The sequence below is a fragment of the Saccharopolyspora dendranthemae genome (assembly GCF_007829955.1).
GTDB classification, from domain to species: Bacteria; Actinomycetota; Actinomycetes; order Mycobacteriales; family Pseudonocardiaceae; genus Saccharopolyspora; species Saccharopolyspora dendranthemae.
This window is the reverse complement of the sequence record NZ_VIWX01000001.1, coordinates 453,513-469,925: the sequence shown is the minus strand read 5'-3', so window position 1 is coordinate 469,925 and position 16,413 is coordinate 453,513. Positions and strand designations below refer to the sequence as shown.

Annotated in this window: 11 protein-coding genes; 8 read left to right on the top strand and 3 right to left on the bottom strand. The window is 71.0% G+C overall.

Annotated elements, in window-relative coordinates:
- Nucleotides 1-66 precede the first annotated feature (66 nt).
- Nucleotides 67-903, top strand: coding sequence for a p-hydroxycinnamoyl CoA hydratase/lyase (locus FHU35_RS02035; protein ID WP_186459221.1), 837 nt, complete (start codon nucleotides 67-69; stop codon nucleotides 901-903).
- Nucleotides 904-957: 54 nt separating this feature from the next.
- Nucleotides 958-1,404: a MarR family winged helix-turn-helix transcriptional regulator gene (locus FHU35_RS02030; protein ID WP_246110020.1), complete on the top strand. Its 447-nt coding sequence runs from the start codon at nucleotides 958-960 to the stop codon at nucleotides 1,402-1,404.
- A gap of 30 nt (nucleotides 1,405-1,434) precedes the next feature.
- On the opposite strand, the gene FHU35_RS02025 is transcribed toward FHU35_RS02030, so the two are convergent.
- The gene (locus tag FHU35_RS02025; protein ID WP_145736120.1) at nucleotides 1,435-4,245 is read right to left on the bottom strand and encodes a PQQ-dependent sugar dehydrogenase; all 2,811 of its coding nucleotides are present in this window, start codon (nucleotides 4,243-4,245) and stop codon (nucleotides 1,435-1,437) included.
- Nucleotides 4,246-4,552: 307 nt separating this feature from the next.
- Between FHU35_RS02025 and FHU35_RS02020 the strand changes: the two genes are divergently transcribed.
- Both FHU35_RS02020 and FHU35_RS02015 read left to right on the top strand, forming a co-directional pair.
- A complete protein-coding gene (locus FHU35_RS02020; RefSeq protein WP_145736118.1) occupies nucleotides 4,553-8,446 on the top strand; it encodes a Pls/PosA family non-ribosomal peptide synthetase in 3,894 nt (1,297 codons plus the stop codon).
- Nucleotides 8,443-9,750 (top strand): M1 family metallopeptidase, encoded by a 1,308-nt coding sequence (locus tag FHU35_RS02015; RefSeq protein WP_425474089.1) that lies wholly within the window; start codon nucleotides 8,443-8,445, stop codon nucleotides 9,748-9,750. Before FHU35_RS02020 ends, FHU35_RS02015 begins: the two co-directional genes overlap by 4 nt.
- Before the next feature lie 212 nt (nucleotides 9,751-9,962).
- Here FHU35_RS02015 and FHU35_RS02010 read toward each other — a convergent pair whose 3' ends face one another.
- Nucleotides 9,963-10,520: a snapalysin family zinc-dependent metalloprotease gene (locus FHU35_RS02010; RefSeq protein WP_145736113.1), complete on the bottom strand. Its 558-nt coding sequence runs from the start codon at nucleotides 10,518-10,520 to the stop codon at nucleotides 9,963-9,965.
- A gap of 140 nt (nucleotides 10,521-10,660) precedes the next feature.
- Nucleotides 10,661-11,683, bottom strand: coding sequence for an Lrp/AsnC family transcriptional regulator (locus FHU35_RS02005; RefSeq protein WP_186459220.1), 1,023 nt, complete (start codon nucleotides 11,681-11,683; stop codon nucleotides 10,661-10,663).
- 124 nt (nucleotides 11,684-11,807) lie between these two features.
- On the opposite strand from FHU35_RS02005, the gene FHU35_RS02000 reads away from it, so the two are divergent.
- From FHU35_RS02000 to FHU35_RS01985, 4 genes are all read left to right on the top strand, one after another.
- Nucleotides 11,808-13,001: a M20 metallopeptidase family protein gene (locus FHU35_RS02000; protein ID WP_145736111.1), complete on the top strand. Its 1,194-nt coding sequence runs from the start codon at nucleotides 11,808-11,810 to the stop codon at nucleotides 12,999-13,001.
- Nucleotides 13,002-13,003: 2 nt separating this feature from the next.
- Nucleotides 13,004-14,305 carry an MFS transporter gene (locus FHU35_RS01995; protein ID WP_145736109.1) on the top strand — a complete coding sequence of 434 codons (1,302 nt, stop codon included), beginning with the start codon at nucleotides 13,004-13,006 and terminating at the stop codon, nucleotides 14,303-14,305.
- 144 nt (nucleotides 14,306-14,449) lie between these two features.
- A complete protein-coding gene (locus tag FHU35_RS01990) occupies nucleotides 14,450-15,427 on the top strand; it encodes a glutathione S-transferase family protein (protein ID WP_145736107.1) in 978 nt (325 codons plus the stop codon).
- 318 nt (nucleotides 15,428-15,745) lie between these two features.
- Nucleotides 15,746-16,396, top strand: a complete 651-nt coding sequence (locus FHU35_RS01985) for a GPR1/FUN34/YaaH family transporter (RefSeq protein ID WP_246110019.1) — start codon at nucleotides 15,746-15,748, stop codon at nucleotides 16,394-16,396.
- Nucleotides 16,397-16,413 lie beyond the last annotated feature (17 nt).

Genomic DNA, 16,413 nt, shown 5'->3' with positions numbered 1-16,413 from the left:
CGATGGCGTTCGCGAGATCACGATCTTCTCCAACAATCAGGAACCCTGATGGCAGGAGAGTGCGCGATGCCCGATGGAACAGCGTGGGGAGACACCGTTCTCGTCGAGTTCGACGAGGGGATCGCTTGGGTGACGCTCAACCGCCCCGAGAAGCGCAACGCGATGAACCCGGCGCTCAACGACGAGATGGTGCGCACCCTCGACGCCCTCGAAGCCGACCCGCGGTGCCGGGTCCTGGTGCTCACGGGCGCCGGTGAGGCCTGGTCCGCCGGCATGGACTTGAAGGAGTACTTCCGCGACGTCGACGAGTCCGACGACCCGTCGCTGCAGATCCGGGTTCGCCGGGCCAGCGCCGAATGGCAGTGGAAGCGGCTGGCCCACTGGTCCAAGCCGACGATCGCGATGGTCAACGGCTGGTGCTTCGGCGGGGCCTTCACCCCGCTGGTGGCCTGCGACCTGGCGATCACCGACGAGGACGCGCGGTACGGGCTGTCGGAGATCAACTGGGGAATCCCGCCCGGGGGCGTGGTCACCCGCGCGCTGGCCGCGACCGTGAGCCAGCGCGACGCGCTGTACTACATCATGACCGGCGAGACCTTCGACGGCCGACGGGCCGCCGAGATGCGCCTGGTCAACGAAGCGGTTCCCGCCGACCGGCTGCGGGGGCGCACCCGCGAGCTCGCGCTGAAGCTCGCCTCGATGAACTCCGTGGTGCTGCGCGCCGCGAAGACCGGGTACAAGGTCGCCCGCGACATGCCGTGGGAGCAGGCCGAGGACTACCTGTACGCGAAGCTCGATCAGTCCCAGTTCCTGGACGCCGCCGGCGGTCGGGAGAAGGGCATGGCGCAGTTCCTGGACGAGAAGTCCTACCGCCCAGGCCTGTCCGCCTACACCGACGACTGACCGGTGGAGGGGCGGCGCGAGCGGATCCCCGAGGGCGTGCGCGATGATGGGGCGGTGACCAGCCACCACCACGCCGAGCCGCGCACCCTCTACCTCGTCAAGCGCCTGGAGCTGGCGATCCGGGCGCGGATGGACGAGGCTCTGCGCCCGCACGGACTGACCACGTTGCAGTTCACGGCGCTGACCGCGCTGCGGCAGCGCGACGGGCTCAGCTCGGCTCAGCTCGCCCGCCGCTCGTTCGTGACGCCGCAGACCATGAACGAGATGGTGCGCTGGTTGGAGGATCACGGGCACATCCAGCGCCACCGCGATCCCGCCAACCGGCGGGTGCTGCTGATCTCGCTCACCGATGCCGGGCGGGAGATCCTGCGTCGGTGCGACGAGCTGATCCAGGCGATCGAGGACGAGATGCTCGCCGCCATCCCCGAGGTCCAGCGCCCGCTGTTCCGGCAGAGCCTCATCTTCGGCTACACCGCCCTCAACCCCCACGAGGCCCCGTGACCTCGCCCTGCCGACGAGCCGGGTCCGCGCTCAGTAGCGCCGGTCGATGACGGAGTTGGTGGCGGCGTTCCAGCGGATGTAGCCGTGCTCGAAGTTGTTCTGCCGCCCGCCGGAGACCGAGAACTCCCCGGTCGTCGGATAACCCAGGTACGAGCGCTCCCAGCCCAGCGCCGCCCACCGCTCGCGGATCCGGCCGTAGACCTCGTGCGACCACGTCCGGGGAGTCCAGTAGATCGAGGACGCCTTGCTGAAGTGGTTGTAGCGGCCGACCTGGTCGGGAGTGGTGGATTCGTCGGTGGCGGGGTAGCCCAGGGGTCCGGTCTCCCAGCCGAGCCGGCTCCACAGGTCGCGGATCGCGCCCCAGGTGCCGTGCGCGCCGGTCTGCGGCGTCCAGTAGATCGAGGACGCCTTGTCGAAGTGGTTGTAGCGGCCGACGCCGTCGGGCGTGCCGGTCTCGTCGGTCGTCGGATACCCGACAGGGCCGGCCTCCCAGCCCAGACGGCTCCACTGCTCGTGGATCGCGCCCCACACGGCGTGCGCACCATTCGGTTGCGTCCAGTAGACCGAGGCGCCGAAGGCGAAGTGGTTGTAGCGGCCGACCTCGTCCGGCGTGGCCGTCTCGTCCGTGGTCGGGGCGCCGAGAAACGCGTGCCCGCCGCGTTCGAGGTACTTGGGCAGGATCGCGCCGTGGAGCTCGTGCACGCCGGTCTCCCTGCTCCAGTAGAGCCTGCCGTCGCGGTACGGGCGGTAGTGCACCGGACCGTCGGTGACCTCCGGGCCCGCGGGCGGTCCCAGCAGCGCGCGCAGCCCGGGATCGGAGTCGTAGCGCTGGTCGATCGGGGAGGAGTACTCGGCGTTGAGCGTCTGATCGCCCGGCCCCATCGTGATGATCCTGGACCGCTCCACCGGCCCGTCGGACCACCTCGCGAACGTCGACCCGCCGTCGGTGGCGGTGGCCGCCGCCAGCACGTCCAGCTCCGCGCCTTCGGTGACCTTCGCCGAGCTGGCTCCGCCCTCGGTGGGGATCTGCAGCACCGCGGGGACGTTGCTGGTCAAGGTCAACAGGTGCTCGCGGGGCAAGGCGGTGAAGGTCTTCGAGGTGCTCACGCCCTCGGAATCGGTTGCGGTGGCGGTGAACTTCATCCGCGAGTCCGGGTGGTCGGTGAACGCGGAGTCGAAGTTCTCCCCCTGCCCGCCCGACCCCGGGTGGTCGTGGCACGTGGCCTCCTCCGCGCAGTGCACGACCGAACTCGTCCAGGTCACCTCCGACGGGCCGTCCTCGGCGTCGGTCGCGGTGGCCGTCAGGTGGATCGGATCGCCCACCGCGAAGTCCGCTTGCGCGGGTGGGGTCAGGGTCAGCTCCGGCGAGTGGTTCGACGGGGCGACCACGACGTCGGCCTGGCCGGTCGCGCCGAGCGGGTCCCGCACGGTCAGCCGGGCGGTGAAGCGCGGGGTGCCGGGCGCGTAGGTGTGCGTCGCGCGGACTCCTGCGCCCGTGGTGCCGTCGCCGAAGTCCCACTCGTAGCTCAGCGCGTCGCCGTCGAAGTCGATCGACCCCGAACCGTCGAAGGTGACCGTGCGGGTCGTCGGATCCGTGGTGGTGGTCGCCGCGGCGATCGGCGGGTTGTTGGCGGCGGAGTAGCTGAGCCTGCGCAGCGAGCCGCTGTAGATGTCGGCGTAGACCACGTCGCCGTTGGGCGCGGCCTCGAACTTGACCGGCCCGCCGATGTCGGTGCCCAGCGGTGGGCTCTGCGGTGGCTGCACCAGCCGGCCTTGCTCGTCCATCCGCAGGCTCCACATCTTGCGCTGGCTGTAGTCGCCGAAGAAGTACGCGCCGCGGTAGGAGTCCGGGTAGCTCTCGCCGCGGTAGACGATCCCGCCGGTGACGCTGTTGCCCTCGTCGATCCCGCTGCCGTGGCGGTACTCCCACACCGGGGGAGTGTTGGCGACGTTGGCGCACTCGGGCCGGTCGGCGTAGCCGGGGGCGAGGTGGTCGCCCTCCCAGCACGGCCACTTGTAGTTCTGACCGGGGCGCACGAAGTCGACCTCCTCCCACGTGCCGTAGCCGACGTCGCCGACGACCGGCGTCCCGGTGGAGGGGTCCAGCGACAGGCGGAACGGACTGCGGAAACCGGCCGCGTACACGCGGCTGCGCCACGACGCCGGGTCCGACGCCTGGTAGTGCGGGTTGCCCGCGACCCCGCGACCATCCGGCGTGATGTGCACGATCTTGCCCGCAGGCGAGTCCAGGTTGAAGGTCTGGAACGCGGCGGGATCGGTGAACCGGAAGCTCGCCAGATCACCGATGGACACCCAGAGCGTGCCGTCCTGCGCGGCGACGATGCCGGTGATGGCGTGGACGTCGGAGAAGCTCCTGGTCTCGAAGATCACCCGCTCGTTGACGATCCGCGTCGGCTCCGGACTCCCCTCCACCGTCCAGGCCGACAGCCGCAGCAGGTAGCCGTCGGCGGCATCGGGAACGGCGCGAGCCAGGTAGATCTGCCGGGAGGTCGGGAAGTCGGGCGCGGCCGCGACGCCGACCAGCCCGAGGTCCTGCACGGTGTCGACCGGCAGGGTGCCCAGGGTGTTGACCTTCCCGCTGGGCGAGACCCACGCGACCTTGCCCTGCTTGCCGGTGCTGAGCACGCTGCTGTCCGGCAGGTAGGTGAAGTCGGTCAGGTCGTAGGCCCCTTGCCCGCTGGGCTGGTCGCGCAGCACGAATCCGGGCGGCAACGCGGGCGCGGCCGCGGCCGGTTGGGGTGTTGCGACGGTCATCAGTCCGGCCGCCATCGCGAGCGCGCACAGCACCGCGCTCGCTGCGGATCGCCTGCTGCTGCTCATGACCGCCTGCCCCGGGGAGGGTGAAAATCGCCAACAAACTGTGTCCCGCGCCACAGCCGGCGTCCAGGGACCATCGACCCTGTCCGACGGGTCGGCCGCCGGGCACCTCTCCGAGCAGCGGCGGGTGTGAGGACCGGCACTTGATCAGGGGATGACGAGGGCATCTCCGATCAGGAGCTCGTAGGCTGGATGGTCTGCCGCGCGTGCCTCATGCGGAGCACGCGCTCGGACGACAGGAGAGACACGCCGTGGGTGCACGACCTGTTCGCGATCGCGGAGCCATGCTGCCGGCCGAACGGCGGGCGCGGTGACGCTGACCACGGCACGTGAAAACCCGTACGAATCCCCGGAATCCACGGCCATCGCCGTGTACTCGCCGGGCTCCGCGCCGGAGCGGCGAACCCTCGTCGACGTCCTCCGCGCCACCGCCGAGCGGTACCCGGACGCGCCCGCGATCGACGACGGCACCGCCGCGCTGACCTACCGCCGCCTGGCCGTCGAGGTCGACGCCGTGCGCAAGCGACTCGCCGGATCCGGCATCGGCACCGGTGACCGGGTCGGAATTCACATCGCCTCGGGAACCGCCGAGCTCTACGTCTCGATCCTCGGGGTGCTGGCCGCGGGCGCGGCCTACGTGCCGGTCGACGCCGACGACCCCGCGGACCGGGTCGACCTGGTCTTCACCGAAGCCGACGTGTGCGCCGTGCTGAGCACCGGAGGTGGCCTGGAACTTCAGGGCGAGCCGGGCGGGAAGCCCGGCGAACCCGCCGCGAGCGACGACGCGTGGATCATCTTCACCTCCGGCTCCACCGGCAAGCCCAAGGGCGTCGCGGTCAGCCACGGCTCCGCCGCCGCGTTCGTCGACGCGGAGGCTCGCTTGTTCCTCGCCGAGGAACCCATCGGTCCCGGTGACCGGGTGCTGGCCGGGTTGTCGGTGGCGTTCGACGCCTCGTGCGAGGAGATGTGGCTCGCGTGGCGGTACGGCGGATGTCTGGTGCCCGCGCCCCGCGCCCTGGTGCGCACCGGCGTCGACCTCGGCCCGTGGCTGGTGGCGCAGCGGATCACCGTCGTGTCCACCGTGCCGACCCTGGCCGCGTTGTGGCCGGTGGAGGCTCTGGAAGAGGTCCGGCTGCTCATCCTCGGCGGGGAGGCGTGCCCGCAGGAGCTCGCCGAGCGCCTGGACGTCGAAGGTCGCGAGGTGTGGAACACCTACGGCCCCACCGAGACGACCGTGGTGGCCTCGGCGGCGCGGCTCAGCGCCGAGGACGCGGTCCGGATCGGACTCCCGCTGGACGGCTGGCAGCTCGCCGTGGTCGACGAGCGGGGAGAACCGGTCGAGATGGGCGGTTCCGGTGAGCTGGTCATCGGCGGTGCCGGTCTCGCCCGCTACCTGGACCCCGCGAAGGACGCTGAGAAGTTCGCGCCGCTGCCGTCCCTGGGCTGGTCCCGCGCCTACCGCAGCGGCGACCTGGTGCGCGCCGAACCCGAGGGCCTGGTGTTCGTCGGTCGCGCCGACGAGCAGGTCAAGCTCGGCGGACGCCGCATCGAGCTCGGTGAGGTCGACGCGGCGCTGGCGGCCCTGCCCGGCGTCGCCGGAGCCGCCTCCGCCGTGCAGACCACGGCGGCGGGCAACCAGGTCCTGGTGGGCTACGTCGTCCCGGGCACCGGGGAGTTCGACCACGACACCTCGGTGCAGCAGCTCCAGGAGAGGCTGCCCGCGGCGCTGGTCCCGCTGCTGGCGGCCGTCGAGGACCTGCCCACCCGGACGTCCGGCAAGGTCGACCGGGCAGCGCTGCCGTGGCCGCTGCCCACCGCGACCTCCGGCGAGTCCTCCGCGCTGACCGGCACGGAATCGTGGCTCGCGGAGGGCTGGTCGGAGATCCTCGGCGTCGAGGTCACCGACCCGGCGGCGGACTTCTTCGCCAGCGGAGGCGGCAGCCTCACTGCGGCGCAGCTGATCGCCCGCATCCGGCTGCGCCACCCCCAGGTGTCGGTGGCCGACATCTACCAGCAGCCCACCCTCGGCGGGCTCGCCGAGCACCTCGACGCTCTCGACGCCGACACCGAGAACTCGCAGCACGAGGTGGCGCCGACACCGCGCCGGACCGGGCTGCTGCAGCTGCTCATCACGATCCCGATGCTCTCGCTCGTGGGACTGCGGTGGCTGACCGCGCTCGCGGCGATCGGCACCGTGCTGGCGTGGGCCGGTCCGGTGCACTTCCTGCCGACCGCGCCGTGGTGGCTGATCGCGGCGTCCTGGCTGGTGCTGTTCACACCGGCCGGGCGCATCACGATCTCGGCGCTGGGTGCCCGGCTGCTGCTCGACGGCGTCCGGCCCGGCAGCTACCCGCGCGGCGGCAACGTCCACTTGCGACTGTGGACGGCCCAGCAGCTCGCCGAGTTCTCCGGTGCCACAGGAGTTTCCGGCGCGTCGTGGACCGCGTACTACGCGCGGGCGCTGGGGGCGACCATCGCCGACGACGTCGACCTGCACTCGCCACCGCCGATCACCGGCATGCTCAAGATCGGCAGGGGAGCCGCGGTCGAACCCGAGGTCGATCTCTCCGGTCACTGGGTCGAAGGGGATCGGGTGCACATCGGCAAGATCCGCATCGGTGCCGGTTCCCGCGTCGGTGCGCGCAGCACGCTGCTGCCCGGAGCGCGGATCGGCAAGCGCGCCGAGATCGCGGCCGGATCCACGGTGCACGGCTCGGTGCCCGCCGGGCAGCGCTGGTCGGGCTCCCCGGCGAGCAGGGTGGGCAAGTCCGCGCTGGCGTGGCCGTCGAGCCGTCCGCCGCGCTCGCGCGCCTGGATCGCGCTCTACGGCGTGGCCTCGATGCTGCTCGGGTTGCTCCCGGCGCTGGCGGCGGCACCCGGTGTGATCATGATCGGCCGCGCGATCGCCGATGCGCCGGACCTGGCCTCGGCGGCCCTGCGGACCGTGCCGGTCGTGCCGCTGGCGAGCGCGACCTACTTCGCGGCCTACGCGCTGCTGGTGCTGGTCTGCGTGCGCGCGCTGAGCATCGGGGTGCAGGAGGGCTTCCACCCGGTCCACGGCCGCGTGGCGTGGCAGGTGTGGACGACCGAGCGGCTGATGGACATGGCGCGCGTCGGCCTGTTCCCGCTGTACGCGAGCCTGCTGACGCCCGCGTGGCTGCGGCTGCTGGGCGCGAAGATCGGCCGTGACGTGGAGGCCTCCACCGTGCTCGCGCTGCCGAAGATGACCTACGTCGCCGACGGCGCGTTCCTCGCCGACGACACCATGGTCGCCACCTACGACCTCGGCGGCGGTTGGTTGCACGTCGCCCCGGCGCGGATCGGCAAGCAGGCCTTCCTCGGCAACTCCGGGATGACCGCGGCAGGTCGGCGGGTGCCCAAGCGGGGTCTGGTGGGCGTGCTCTCGTCGACCCCGCGCAAGGCGAAGAAGGGCTCGTCCTGGCTCGGGATGCCCCCGATGCCGTTGCGCAGGTCCGTCGACTCGGCCGACCGCAGCCGGACGTTCGCGCCGCCGCTGCGGCTCAAGCTCGCCCGCGCGTGCGTCGAGCTGTTCCGGATCGTTCCGGTGGTCCTCAGCGCGGCGCTGGCGCTGCTGGCGCTCGCCGCGCTGGCGCACCTGCACGCCCGCTTCGGCCTGCTGGGCGCGGCGCTGCTGGCCGGGCCCGTGATGCTGGCGGTGGGTCTGCTCGCCGGTGCCGTGGCGATCGCGGTGAAGTGGGCGCTCATGGGCCGTTACCGCGCGGGGGAGCGCCCGCTGTGGTGCTCGTTCGTGTGGCGGACCGAGTTGGCGGACATGTTCGTGGAGGTGCTGGCGGTTCCGTGGTTGCTGCGGGCCGCCGCCGGAACTCCGGTGCTGACGATGTGGCAGCGCGCCATGGGCGCGAAGATCGGGCGCGGCGTGTGGCTGGAGACCTACTGGCTGCCCGAAGCCGACCTCGTGCGGCTCGGGGCCGGTGCGACGGTCAACCGCGGCTGCGTGGTGCAGACCCACCTGTTCCACGATCGCGTCATGCGGTTGGACGAGGTCCGGCTCGATGCCGGAGCTACGCTGGGGCCGCACGGGATCGTGCTGCCCGGCGCGAGCATCGGCGCGGACACCACCATCGGGCCCGGCTCGCTGGTGACCCGAGGTGACGAGGTCCCCGCGCGCACGCGCTGGCTCGGCAACCCGATCACCAACTGGCAGAAGGGATCCAACCGGTGAGCGCTGCACCGGGCGAGGACCGGTCCGCCGACTCCTACCTCCCCGAACACGGCAACGGCGGGTACCGCGTCGAGCACTACGACCTCGAACTGGACTACCAGGTGGGGCCGAACCGCCTCAGCGGTGACGCGCGGATCACCGCGGTCAGCACGCAGGGTCTCTCGCGCTTCAGCCTCGACCTCGCCGACCTGCGGGTCCGGCGGGTCCTGGTGGACGGCAAGCCGGCCAAGCACACCCACAGCGGCGGGAAGCTGCGCGTCCGACCGCAGCGACCCATCGCCGAAGGAACCGAATTCCGCGTGGAGGTCCGGTATTCGGGCACGCCGCGGCCGGTGCGCGGCCGGTGGGGCGAGATCGGGTGGGAAGAGCTCACCGAAGGATCCATGGTCGCCGCGCAGCCGATCGGGGCGCCGTCGTGGTTCCCCTGCAACGACCACCCGGCCGACAAGGCCTCCTACCGGGTCTCGTTCACCGCGGCATCGCCGTTCTCGGTGCAGGTGACCGGAAACCTGCTGTCCCGCAAGCAGCGCGGCAGCACCACGACGCACGTCTTCGAGCGACCCGAGCCGACCTCGACCTACCTGATGAGCGTCCAGGTCGGGCCTTACACCGACGTGGAGCTGGCCGACGGGGAAGTGCCGCAGCGAGCGGCGATCCCGGCGCGGCTCAAGGAGCTCTACGCGGTCGACTTCGGCAGGCACGGCGAGATCATGGACTGCCTGAGCGGGTTGTTCGGTCCGTACCCGTTCGACGAGTACGTCGTGGTGATCACCGATGACGAGCTCGAGGACCCGGTCGAGGCGCAGGGCATGTCGATCTTCGGCGCGAACCACGTCGACGGGCAGCGCACCCACGAGAGGCTCGTGGTGCACGAGCTCGCGCACCAGTGGTGCGGCAACAGCGTCACGATCGCCGACTGGCGGCACATCTGGCTCAACGAGGGCTTCGCGACCTACGCCGAGTGGCTGTGGTCGGAGCGCTCGGGCGGGCCGGCCGCGCAGGCGCACGCCGCGGACTGGCACGCCCGGATCGCCGCGGACCTCCGCATCGGCGACCCGGGCGCGTCCCGGATGTTCGACCCCCAGGTCTACAAGCGCGGTGCCCTCACCCTGCACGCGCTGCGGCACGAACTCGGCGACGAGCCGTTCTTCGAGCTGCTGCGGCGCTGGGCGACCGAGCACCGGCACGGCGCGGTGACGACCGCGGACTTCACAGCCCTGGCGGGCGAACACGCGAACCGCGACCTGGACGGGTTCTTCACCGCGTGGCTGGACCGGACCGAGCTGCCGCCGCTACCGGCCTGAGGGGTCATTGCAGAATTGCTTTGCTTGGCGGTGCGGGTGGCGGAACCTCACACGCCGTCTGGACTCCGTGCGCCACTCCTTTTGTATGCCAATACACGGCGTCGCGGCGTACTCGCCAGACGGCGTGTGAGAACCCGCGGCGGTGCGGGCTGAGTCCCACACCTGAAACAGCGGCCGCACTCCGACCCGAGTCCTGAGCCCGGCCGGTGGCCTCAGCGGGTCGCCGCGACCGGTGCCTCGGTGAACAGCTGCGGCTCGATCACCAGTCCCTGCGCGAAGTTCTCGTCGACCTGGGCCTTCTCCGTCGGGTTGGGCAGGGTGTTCTGGCACTCGGTTCCCGCGCTGGCGCCGGACATCAGGTCCTCGCAGACACCGGTCCGGTCGTCGGGGAGCCCGAGGATGTGGCCGATCTCGTGGGTGGCGATGCGCGGGATGTGGTGGCCCTCGTTGACGGCCTCACGCCCCATCCACACCGTGCCCACGCCCAGCGAATCGGTCTGGGCGCGCGGCCAGCCGTCGTCGGCGAGGACGGTGAGGTCGGCCTGCCCGCCGGTCGCCTTCTCGAACTTGACGTTGGCGACCTGGCCGTTCCAGGTCTCGGTGGCCTCGTCGATGGCGGCCTGGAACTCCTCGGCCTGGCTGGCGTCGTAGGTGATCACGCGCGGCTCGGCGGCGTCGCTGGGGACCGCACCGGCCAGCGGCGCACCTGCCACCAGCAGAATCGCGGTCGCCGCACCGGCGATCGCGGTGGAGATCGAGAACTTGGACATGTCGACTCCTCCTGTCGGCGTCGTTCGTCGAAACGATCAACACGCCGGAGGCTAAGCAGGAGTCCCACGCCGATACGGACAGTGGCGGATACCCGCCATTCCCAGATACGCACAGTGGTCGGTGAACGTCCAGTGCGAGGTCAGCGCGGTAGCAGCGAGTGGGGGAGGATCATCTCGCCGGTCGCCCGGCCGTGCTCGTCGAGCAACCACCCCATGCGCTTGCGGGTCCGCAGCGTCAGGACCGACTCCAGCAGCCGCAGCGACGGGAGCTTCTCGTTCACCAGCCGCTCGATGCGGATGAGATCACCCGTGCTGCGCGCCCACACCAGGAACGTCAGGTTGGACTGGCCGGCCGTGGACACCAGCAGTCGCAGCTCCGGCAGCGTGGACAGCGAGCGGACCGCGTGGTCCAGCTCCGTCATCGGGACCTGTGCGAACCACTTGCACACGATCGGCCAGCGGGTCCGCACCCCCGCGACCTCGCAGCGGAAGGCCAGCGCGTCGGTGGCCAGCAGCCGGGCGACCTGCCTGCGCACGGTCGCCGGGTCCCGCCCGAGCGAGCGGGCGATCTCGGCGGCGTTCTGCCTGCCGTCCTGGGCCAGGCGTTCCACCACCGGCCAGCAGGAGTCCGGGATGCGTCCGCCGGACGGGCTCTTGGCGTGCCGGGCGGCCTCGCGCAGCGCGGCCTGCTGGTCGGGATCGAGGGAATCGAGGCGCCAGTCCGCGCCCTGGCGGTGAACCCTGGTGGCCACGTGGGTGTTCACCGCCCGCACACCCGGCACGGTCGGCAGCTCGTCGAGGGCGAACGTGGCCAGCGAGTCGTGGTCCGGCACGATCACGGTCAGCGCCAGGTCCCGGCCGTCCGCCGTCTCCTCGACCGAGGCGGCCCGGTGGTCCCGGGCGATCCGCTCGATGGCCTCCGCGCGCCGGGCGGGGTCCACCCGCAGGTCGACGAAGGCGACCACGTCGTGCGACAGCAAGCCGGAGTGGACCGTCAGCCACGCCAGCCCCGCCGTCCGCAGCCGGTGCCAGCGCGCGGCGAGCGAGGCCGGCGTCGACCCCAGCACCCGCGCCGCCTCGGCCCAGCTGACCCGCGGCGCGATCTGCAGCGCGTGGATCAGGGCCAGATCCTCTTCGGACAGTTCCGGGGGGTTCGAATTCACGAATCACCTCCTGCGACGCGGTCCGATGCACGAATCCCGCGAATGTTCACGCTCGGCATGGCCGACATCGCACACTGACGCGCCTCGGTGTCGTTATGAACCAGGTCACCAATGGAGGTAACCGTTGTCTGTCAACGAGGACGCGCGGTCGATGCGTGACGAGCTGATCGCGCTCCGTCACGAGTTCCACCGCGAACCCGAGGTGGGGCTGCAGGTGCCCCGCACCCAGGAGAGGGTGCTGGAGGCTCTGGACGGCCTGCCGCTGGAGATCACCACCGGCCGGGACGTGAGCTCGGTGACCGCGGTGCTGCGCGGCGGCGGCGGACCGTCGGTGCTGCTGCGCGCGGACATGGACGCGCTGCCGGTCCGGGAGCGCACCGGCCTCGACTTCGCTTCGCAGACCGGCGACACGATGCACGCCTGCGGCCACGACCTGCACACCACGATGCTCATCGGCGCCGCCCGGCTGCTGTCCGCGCACCGCGACCGGCTGGGCGGTGACGTGGTGCTGATGTTCCAGCCGGGGGAGGAGGGCTACGACGGCGCGCGGTACATGGTCGACGAGGGAGTGCTCGACGCCGCGGGCCGCCGGGTCGACGCGGCCTACGGGATGCACGTGTTCTCCTCGACCGCGCCGCAGGGGCGCTTCCTCACCCGGCCCGGAGCGATGCTCTCGGCGTCCGACGAGCTGCACGTCCAGGTGCGCGGCTCGGGCGGGCACGGGTCGGCGCCGCACCACACCCAGGACCCGGTCGCCGCGATCAGCGAGATGATCACCTCGCTGCAGACGATGGTGACCCGCCAGTTCGACATGTTCGACCCCGTCGTGCTCTCGGTGGGTTCGCTGCACGCGGGCAGCGCGGTCAACGTCATCCCCGAGAGCGCGACCTTCGGCGCCACCGTGCGCACCTTCTCGGCGGAGTCGCGGGAGCGGATGCGGGAGCGCTCGGCCGCCGTGCTGCAGGCGGTCGCGGCCGCGCACCGGGTCGACGTCGAGATCGACTACCGGGAGGGGTACCCGGTCACCCGCACCGACGCCGAGGAGACGGCGTTCGTCGACCGCACCGTCCAGGAGGTGTTCGGCGGCGAGCGGCACGAAACGCTGCCCAACCCGCTGTCGGGTTCCGAGGACTTCTCCCGGGTGCTCGACGAGGTGCCCGGCGGATTCATCGGACTCGGCGCGGTTCCCGAGGGGATCGACCCGGACACCGCCGACTACAACCACTCTCCGACCGCGATGTTCGACGATGCGGTGCTCGCCGACGGCGCCACCCTCTACGCCGAGCTCGCCCTGGCCCGCACCCACGTGGAGAACTGATCATGAGCAATTCCGTTCCCCTGCCGGTGCGCCGCAAGGCGGTGCTCGCGGCGTCCATCGGCAACTTCATCGAGTGGTTCGAGTTCGGGCTCTACGGGTTCTTCGCCGCCGCGATCGCGGCGAACTTCTTCCCGGGCAGCCACAGCCTGATCTCCACCTTCGCCGCCTTCGGCGTGTCCTTCGTGCTGCGCCCCCTGGGCGCGCTGATCTTCGGCCACTACGGCGACCGGATGGGACGGCGCACGACGCTGTCGATCTCCATCATCGGGATGTCGGTGGCCACGTTCGTCATGGGCTTGCTCCCCAACTACGACGGGATCGGCGTGGCCGCCCCGATCCTGCTCGTGATCGCGCGCGTCGTGCAGGGCTTCTCGGCCGGGGGCGAGTTCGGCGGCGCCACGGCGTTCATGGTCGAGTACGCCCCGCGCCACCGGCGCACCTTCTACGGCAGCTGGCAGATGTTCACCCAGTACGCGGCGACCCTGGTGGCCACGATGATCGGGGCGCTGCTGTCGCTGGCGCTCACGCCCGAGGCGCTCAGCGAGTGGGGCTGGCGGATCCCGTTCCTGGTCACCCTCCCGCTCGGCGCGATCGGGCTCTACCTCCGGTTGCGGTTGGACGAAACACCCGAGTTCCAGGCCGAATCCGGCGGGAGCAGCGATGACCGCGCGCCGCTGATGATCACGCTGCGGGAGCACTGGCGGAGCGTGCTCAAGGTCATCGGTCTGATCATCTCCGGCACCACCTGCACCTACATGATCCAGGCCTTCTGGCCGGCGTTCCTGGTCAAAACCCTGCACATCCCGCAGGTGGACATGTTCAGCGCGATGCTGGTGGGCATCGCCGCGCTGCTGGTGACCTGCCCGGCGTGGGCGTTGCTGGCCGACCGGATCGGCAGGCGCAAGCCGTTCCTGGTCGCCTCCCCGGTGTCCCTGGTGGTGCTGGCCGTGCCGATCTACCAGCTCATCCTGTCGGGCTCGTTCGGGATGATCACGCTGGCCTACGTGCTGCTGGGACTGCTGATGGCGCCGGGCCTGGCGGCGATCTCCACCGCGATCGCCGAGGCCTTCCCGACGAAGGTGCGCTACAGCGGCCTGTCGCTGGCCTACAGCGCGGCGGTGTCGGTCTTCGGGGGTTCCACGCCGCTGATCCTCTCCGCGCTCGTGGAGTCCACCGGGAACCCGATGACACCGGCCTACTACCTGATCGGGGTGGCGGCGGTCTCGGCGCTCGCCGCGTTGAGCATGACCGACACCTCCCGCGACCCGGCACCCGCGGAGGCCGAGGCGGTGTCCGCCCGCTGACGCGGGTGCGCGGCTCGCCTGCGGGCTCCGTCCAGACGGAAGTGGGGGTGGGGAAGTTTTCATGAAAACCTCCCCACCCCCCTCGCCGCGCCGGTGCGCGAGGCGCGTTTGGCGCAGGCGGGGGTGCCGGTGGACGATCAGGGCATGGCTGGTGAATTCAAGCGGGACATGAACTACATCGCCACGCGGATCACCGCGGACGGGCGCGACGGCTACCCGGTCGAACCCGGTCGGTACCGCCTGGTGGTGGCCAGGGCGTGTCCCTGGGCGAACCGCGCGGTCATCGTGCGGCGGCTGCTCGGCCTCGAACCGGTGCTGTCGATGGGCATCGCCGGGCCCACCCACGACGAACGCAGCTGGCAGTTCGACCTCGACCCGGGTGGACGGGACACGGTGCTGGGCATCGAGCGGCTGCGGGAGGCCTTCCTCGCCCGCTTCCCGGACTACGAGAAGGGCATCACCGTGCCCACCATCGTCGACATCCCCAGCGGGCAGGCCGTCACCAACGACTTCCCGCAGATGACCCTCGACCTCTCCGGCGAGTGGCGCGAGCACCACCGGCCGGGGGCGCCGGAGCTGTACCCGGAGGACCTGCGAGCCGAGATCGACCAGGTCAACGACCTGGTGTTCAAGGTGAACAACGGGGTCTACAAGACCGGGTTCGCGCAGACCCAGGAAGCCCACGAGAAGGCCTTCGCCGAGCTGTTCGAGGCGATGGACCTGCTCAGCGAGCGGCTGGCCGGGCAGCGGTTCCTCGTCGGCGATACCATCACCGAGGCCGACGTGCACCTGTTCCCGACGCTGGTGCGCTTCGACGCCGTCTACCACGGGCACTTCAAGGCCAACAGGCACAAGGTCTCCGAGATGCCGGTGCTGCGGGACTACACGCGAGACCTGTTCCAAACCCCGGGTTTCGGCGACACGATCCACTTCCCGCAGATCAAGGAGCACTACTACGTGGTGCACCGCAACGTGAACCCCACCGGCATTATCCCCGCGGGCCCCGACCTGTCCGGTCTGCTGGAACCCCACGGCCGCGAGAAGCTCGGAGGCCGCCCGTTCGGCAACGGCACCCCGCCCGGCCCGCCGCCGGAATCCGAACGAGTCCCCGACGTCGTCTGACCCGAGCACCGCGTGCGGCCGAGGAGGATCACGACCTCCTCGGCCGCACCGCTCGGAACGGGTCGCTGCGCGCGGAAGCCGTTCGAGAGCTGCGCGAATCCCTTCGTGCCGGGATGAGATCCACCCGTTCTCAACTCATTGCCCGCTGTTCCAGCGGCGTGCCATGTTTCACGCTCACCTGCTGAACGGAGATTCTCGGAGTCCTCTCCGCTGGAACTCCCGTTGAATTCCGACGCCGTCGGTTCGAAATCGGCCGAGCAGTTCCGGCTCTGGGCGGCGCCGTGGCATCGCGCACCGAACACCGCAAAGGAGCGGATCGTGACCGCATCGGACGCAGCGACAACGGACCAGGAAACAATCGCGAATCAGAGCTCGGAGCCCGACTCCGGCCCCTTGGCCGGTGACCCCTCGCTCATCGGAGTACCCACCTTCGTCGTGGGTTCGATCGCCCTCGGGATGACGTTGGCCGGTTTCGTGCCCGCGGAAGCCGTCGGAGCGCCCGTGGCCATCATCCTGGCCGCTACCGGAATCGGTCAGCTCGTCGCGGCGCTGTGGGCCGCCGGGACGGGGCAGAGCGCGGTGGCGTCCATCTTCGGCATCTTCTCCGGGTTCTGGCTCAGCTACGGCTTTCTCGTCCTCGGCTTGACCCACGACTGGTTCGGGGTTCCCGCCGAGAGCGCGACCGCCACCCAAGCCGTGTTCCTGACGTCGTGGCTCATCGCCGTCGCGCTGCTCGCCGTGGCGACGTTGCGCCTGCCCGCCGCCTACACCGTTCTGTTCACGCTGATCGCGGTCGCGCTCGCACTGGTCCTGATCGCGACCGTGCAGGATTCGGTGCAGTTGAAGGCGATCGGCGGGTACGTCGTGTTCAGCTTCGCGGCGCTCGGCGGCTACCTGTTCCTGCACGTGATGTCGGAGGCGACGGGCGGTCGCGGGCTGCCGCTCGGGCGCCCGGTGCTGGGGGCCTGAACCCGCGGGGCGCGGAG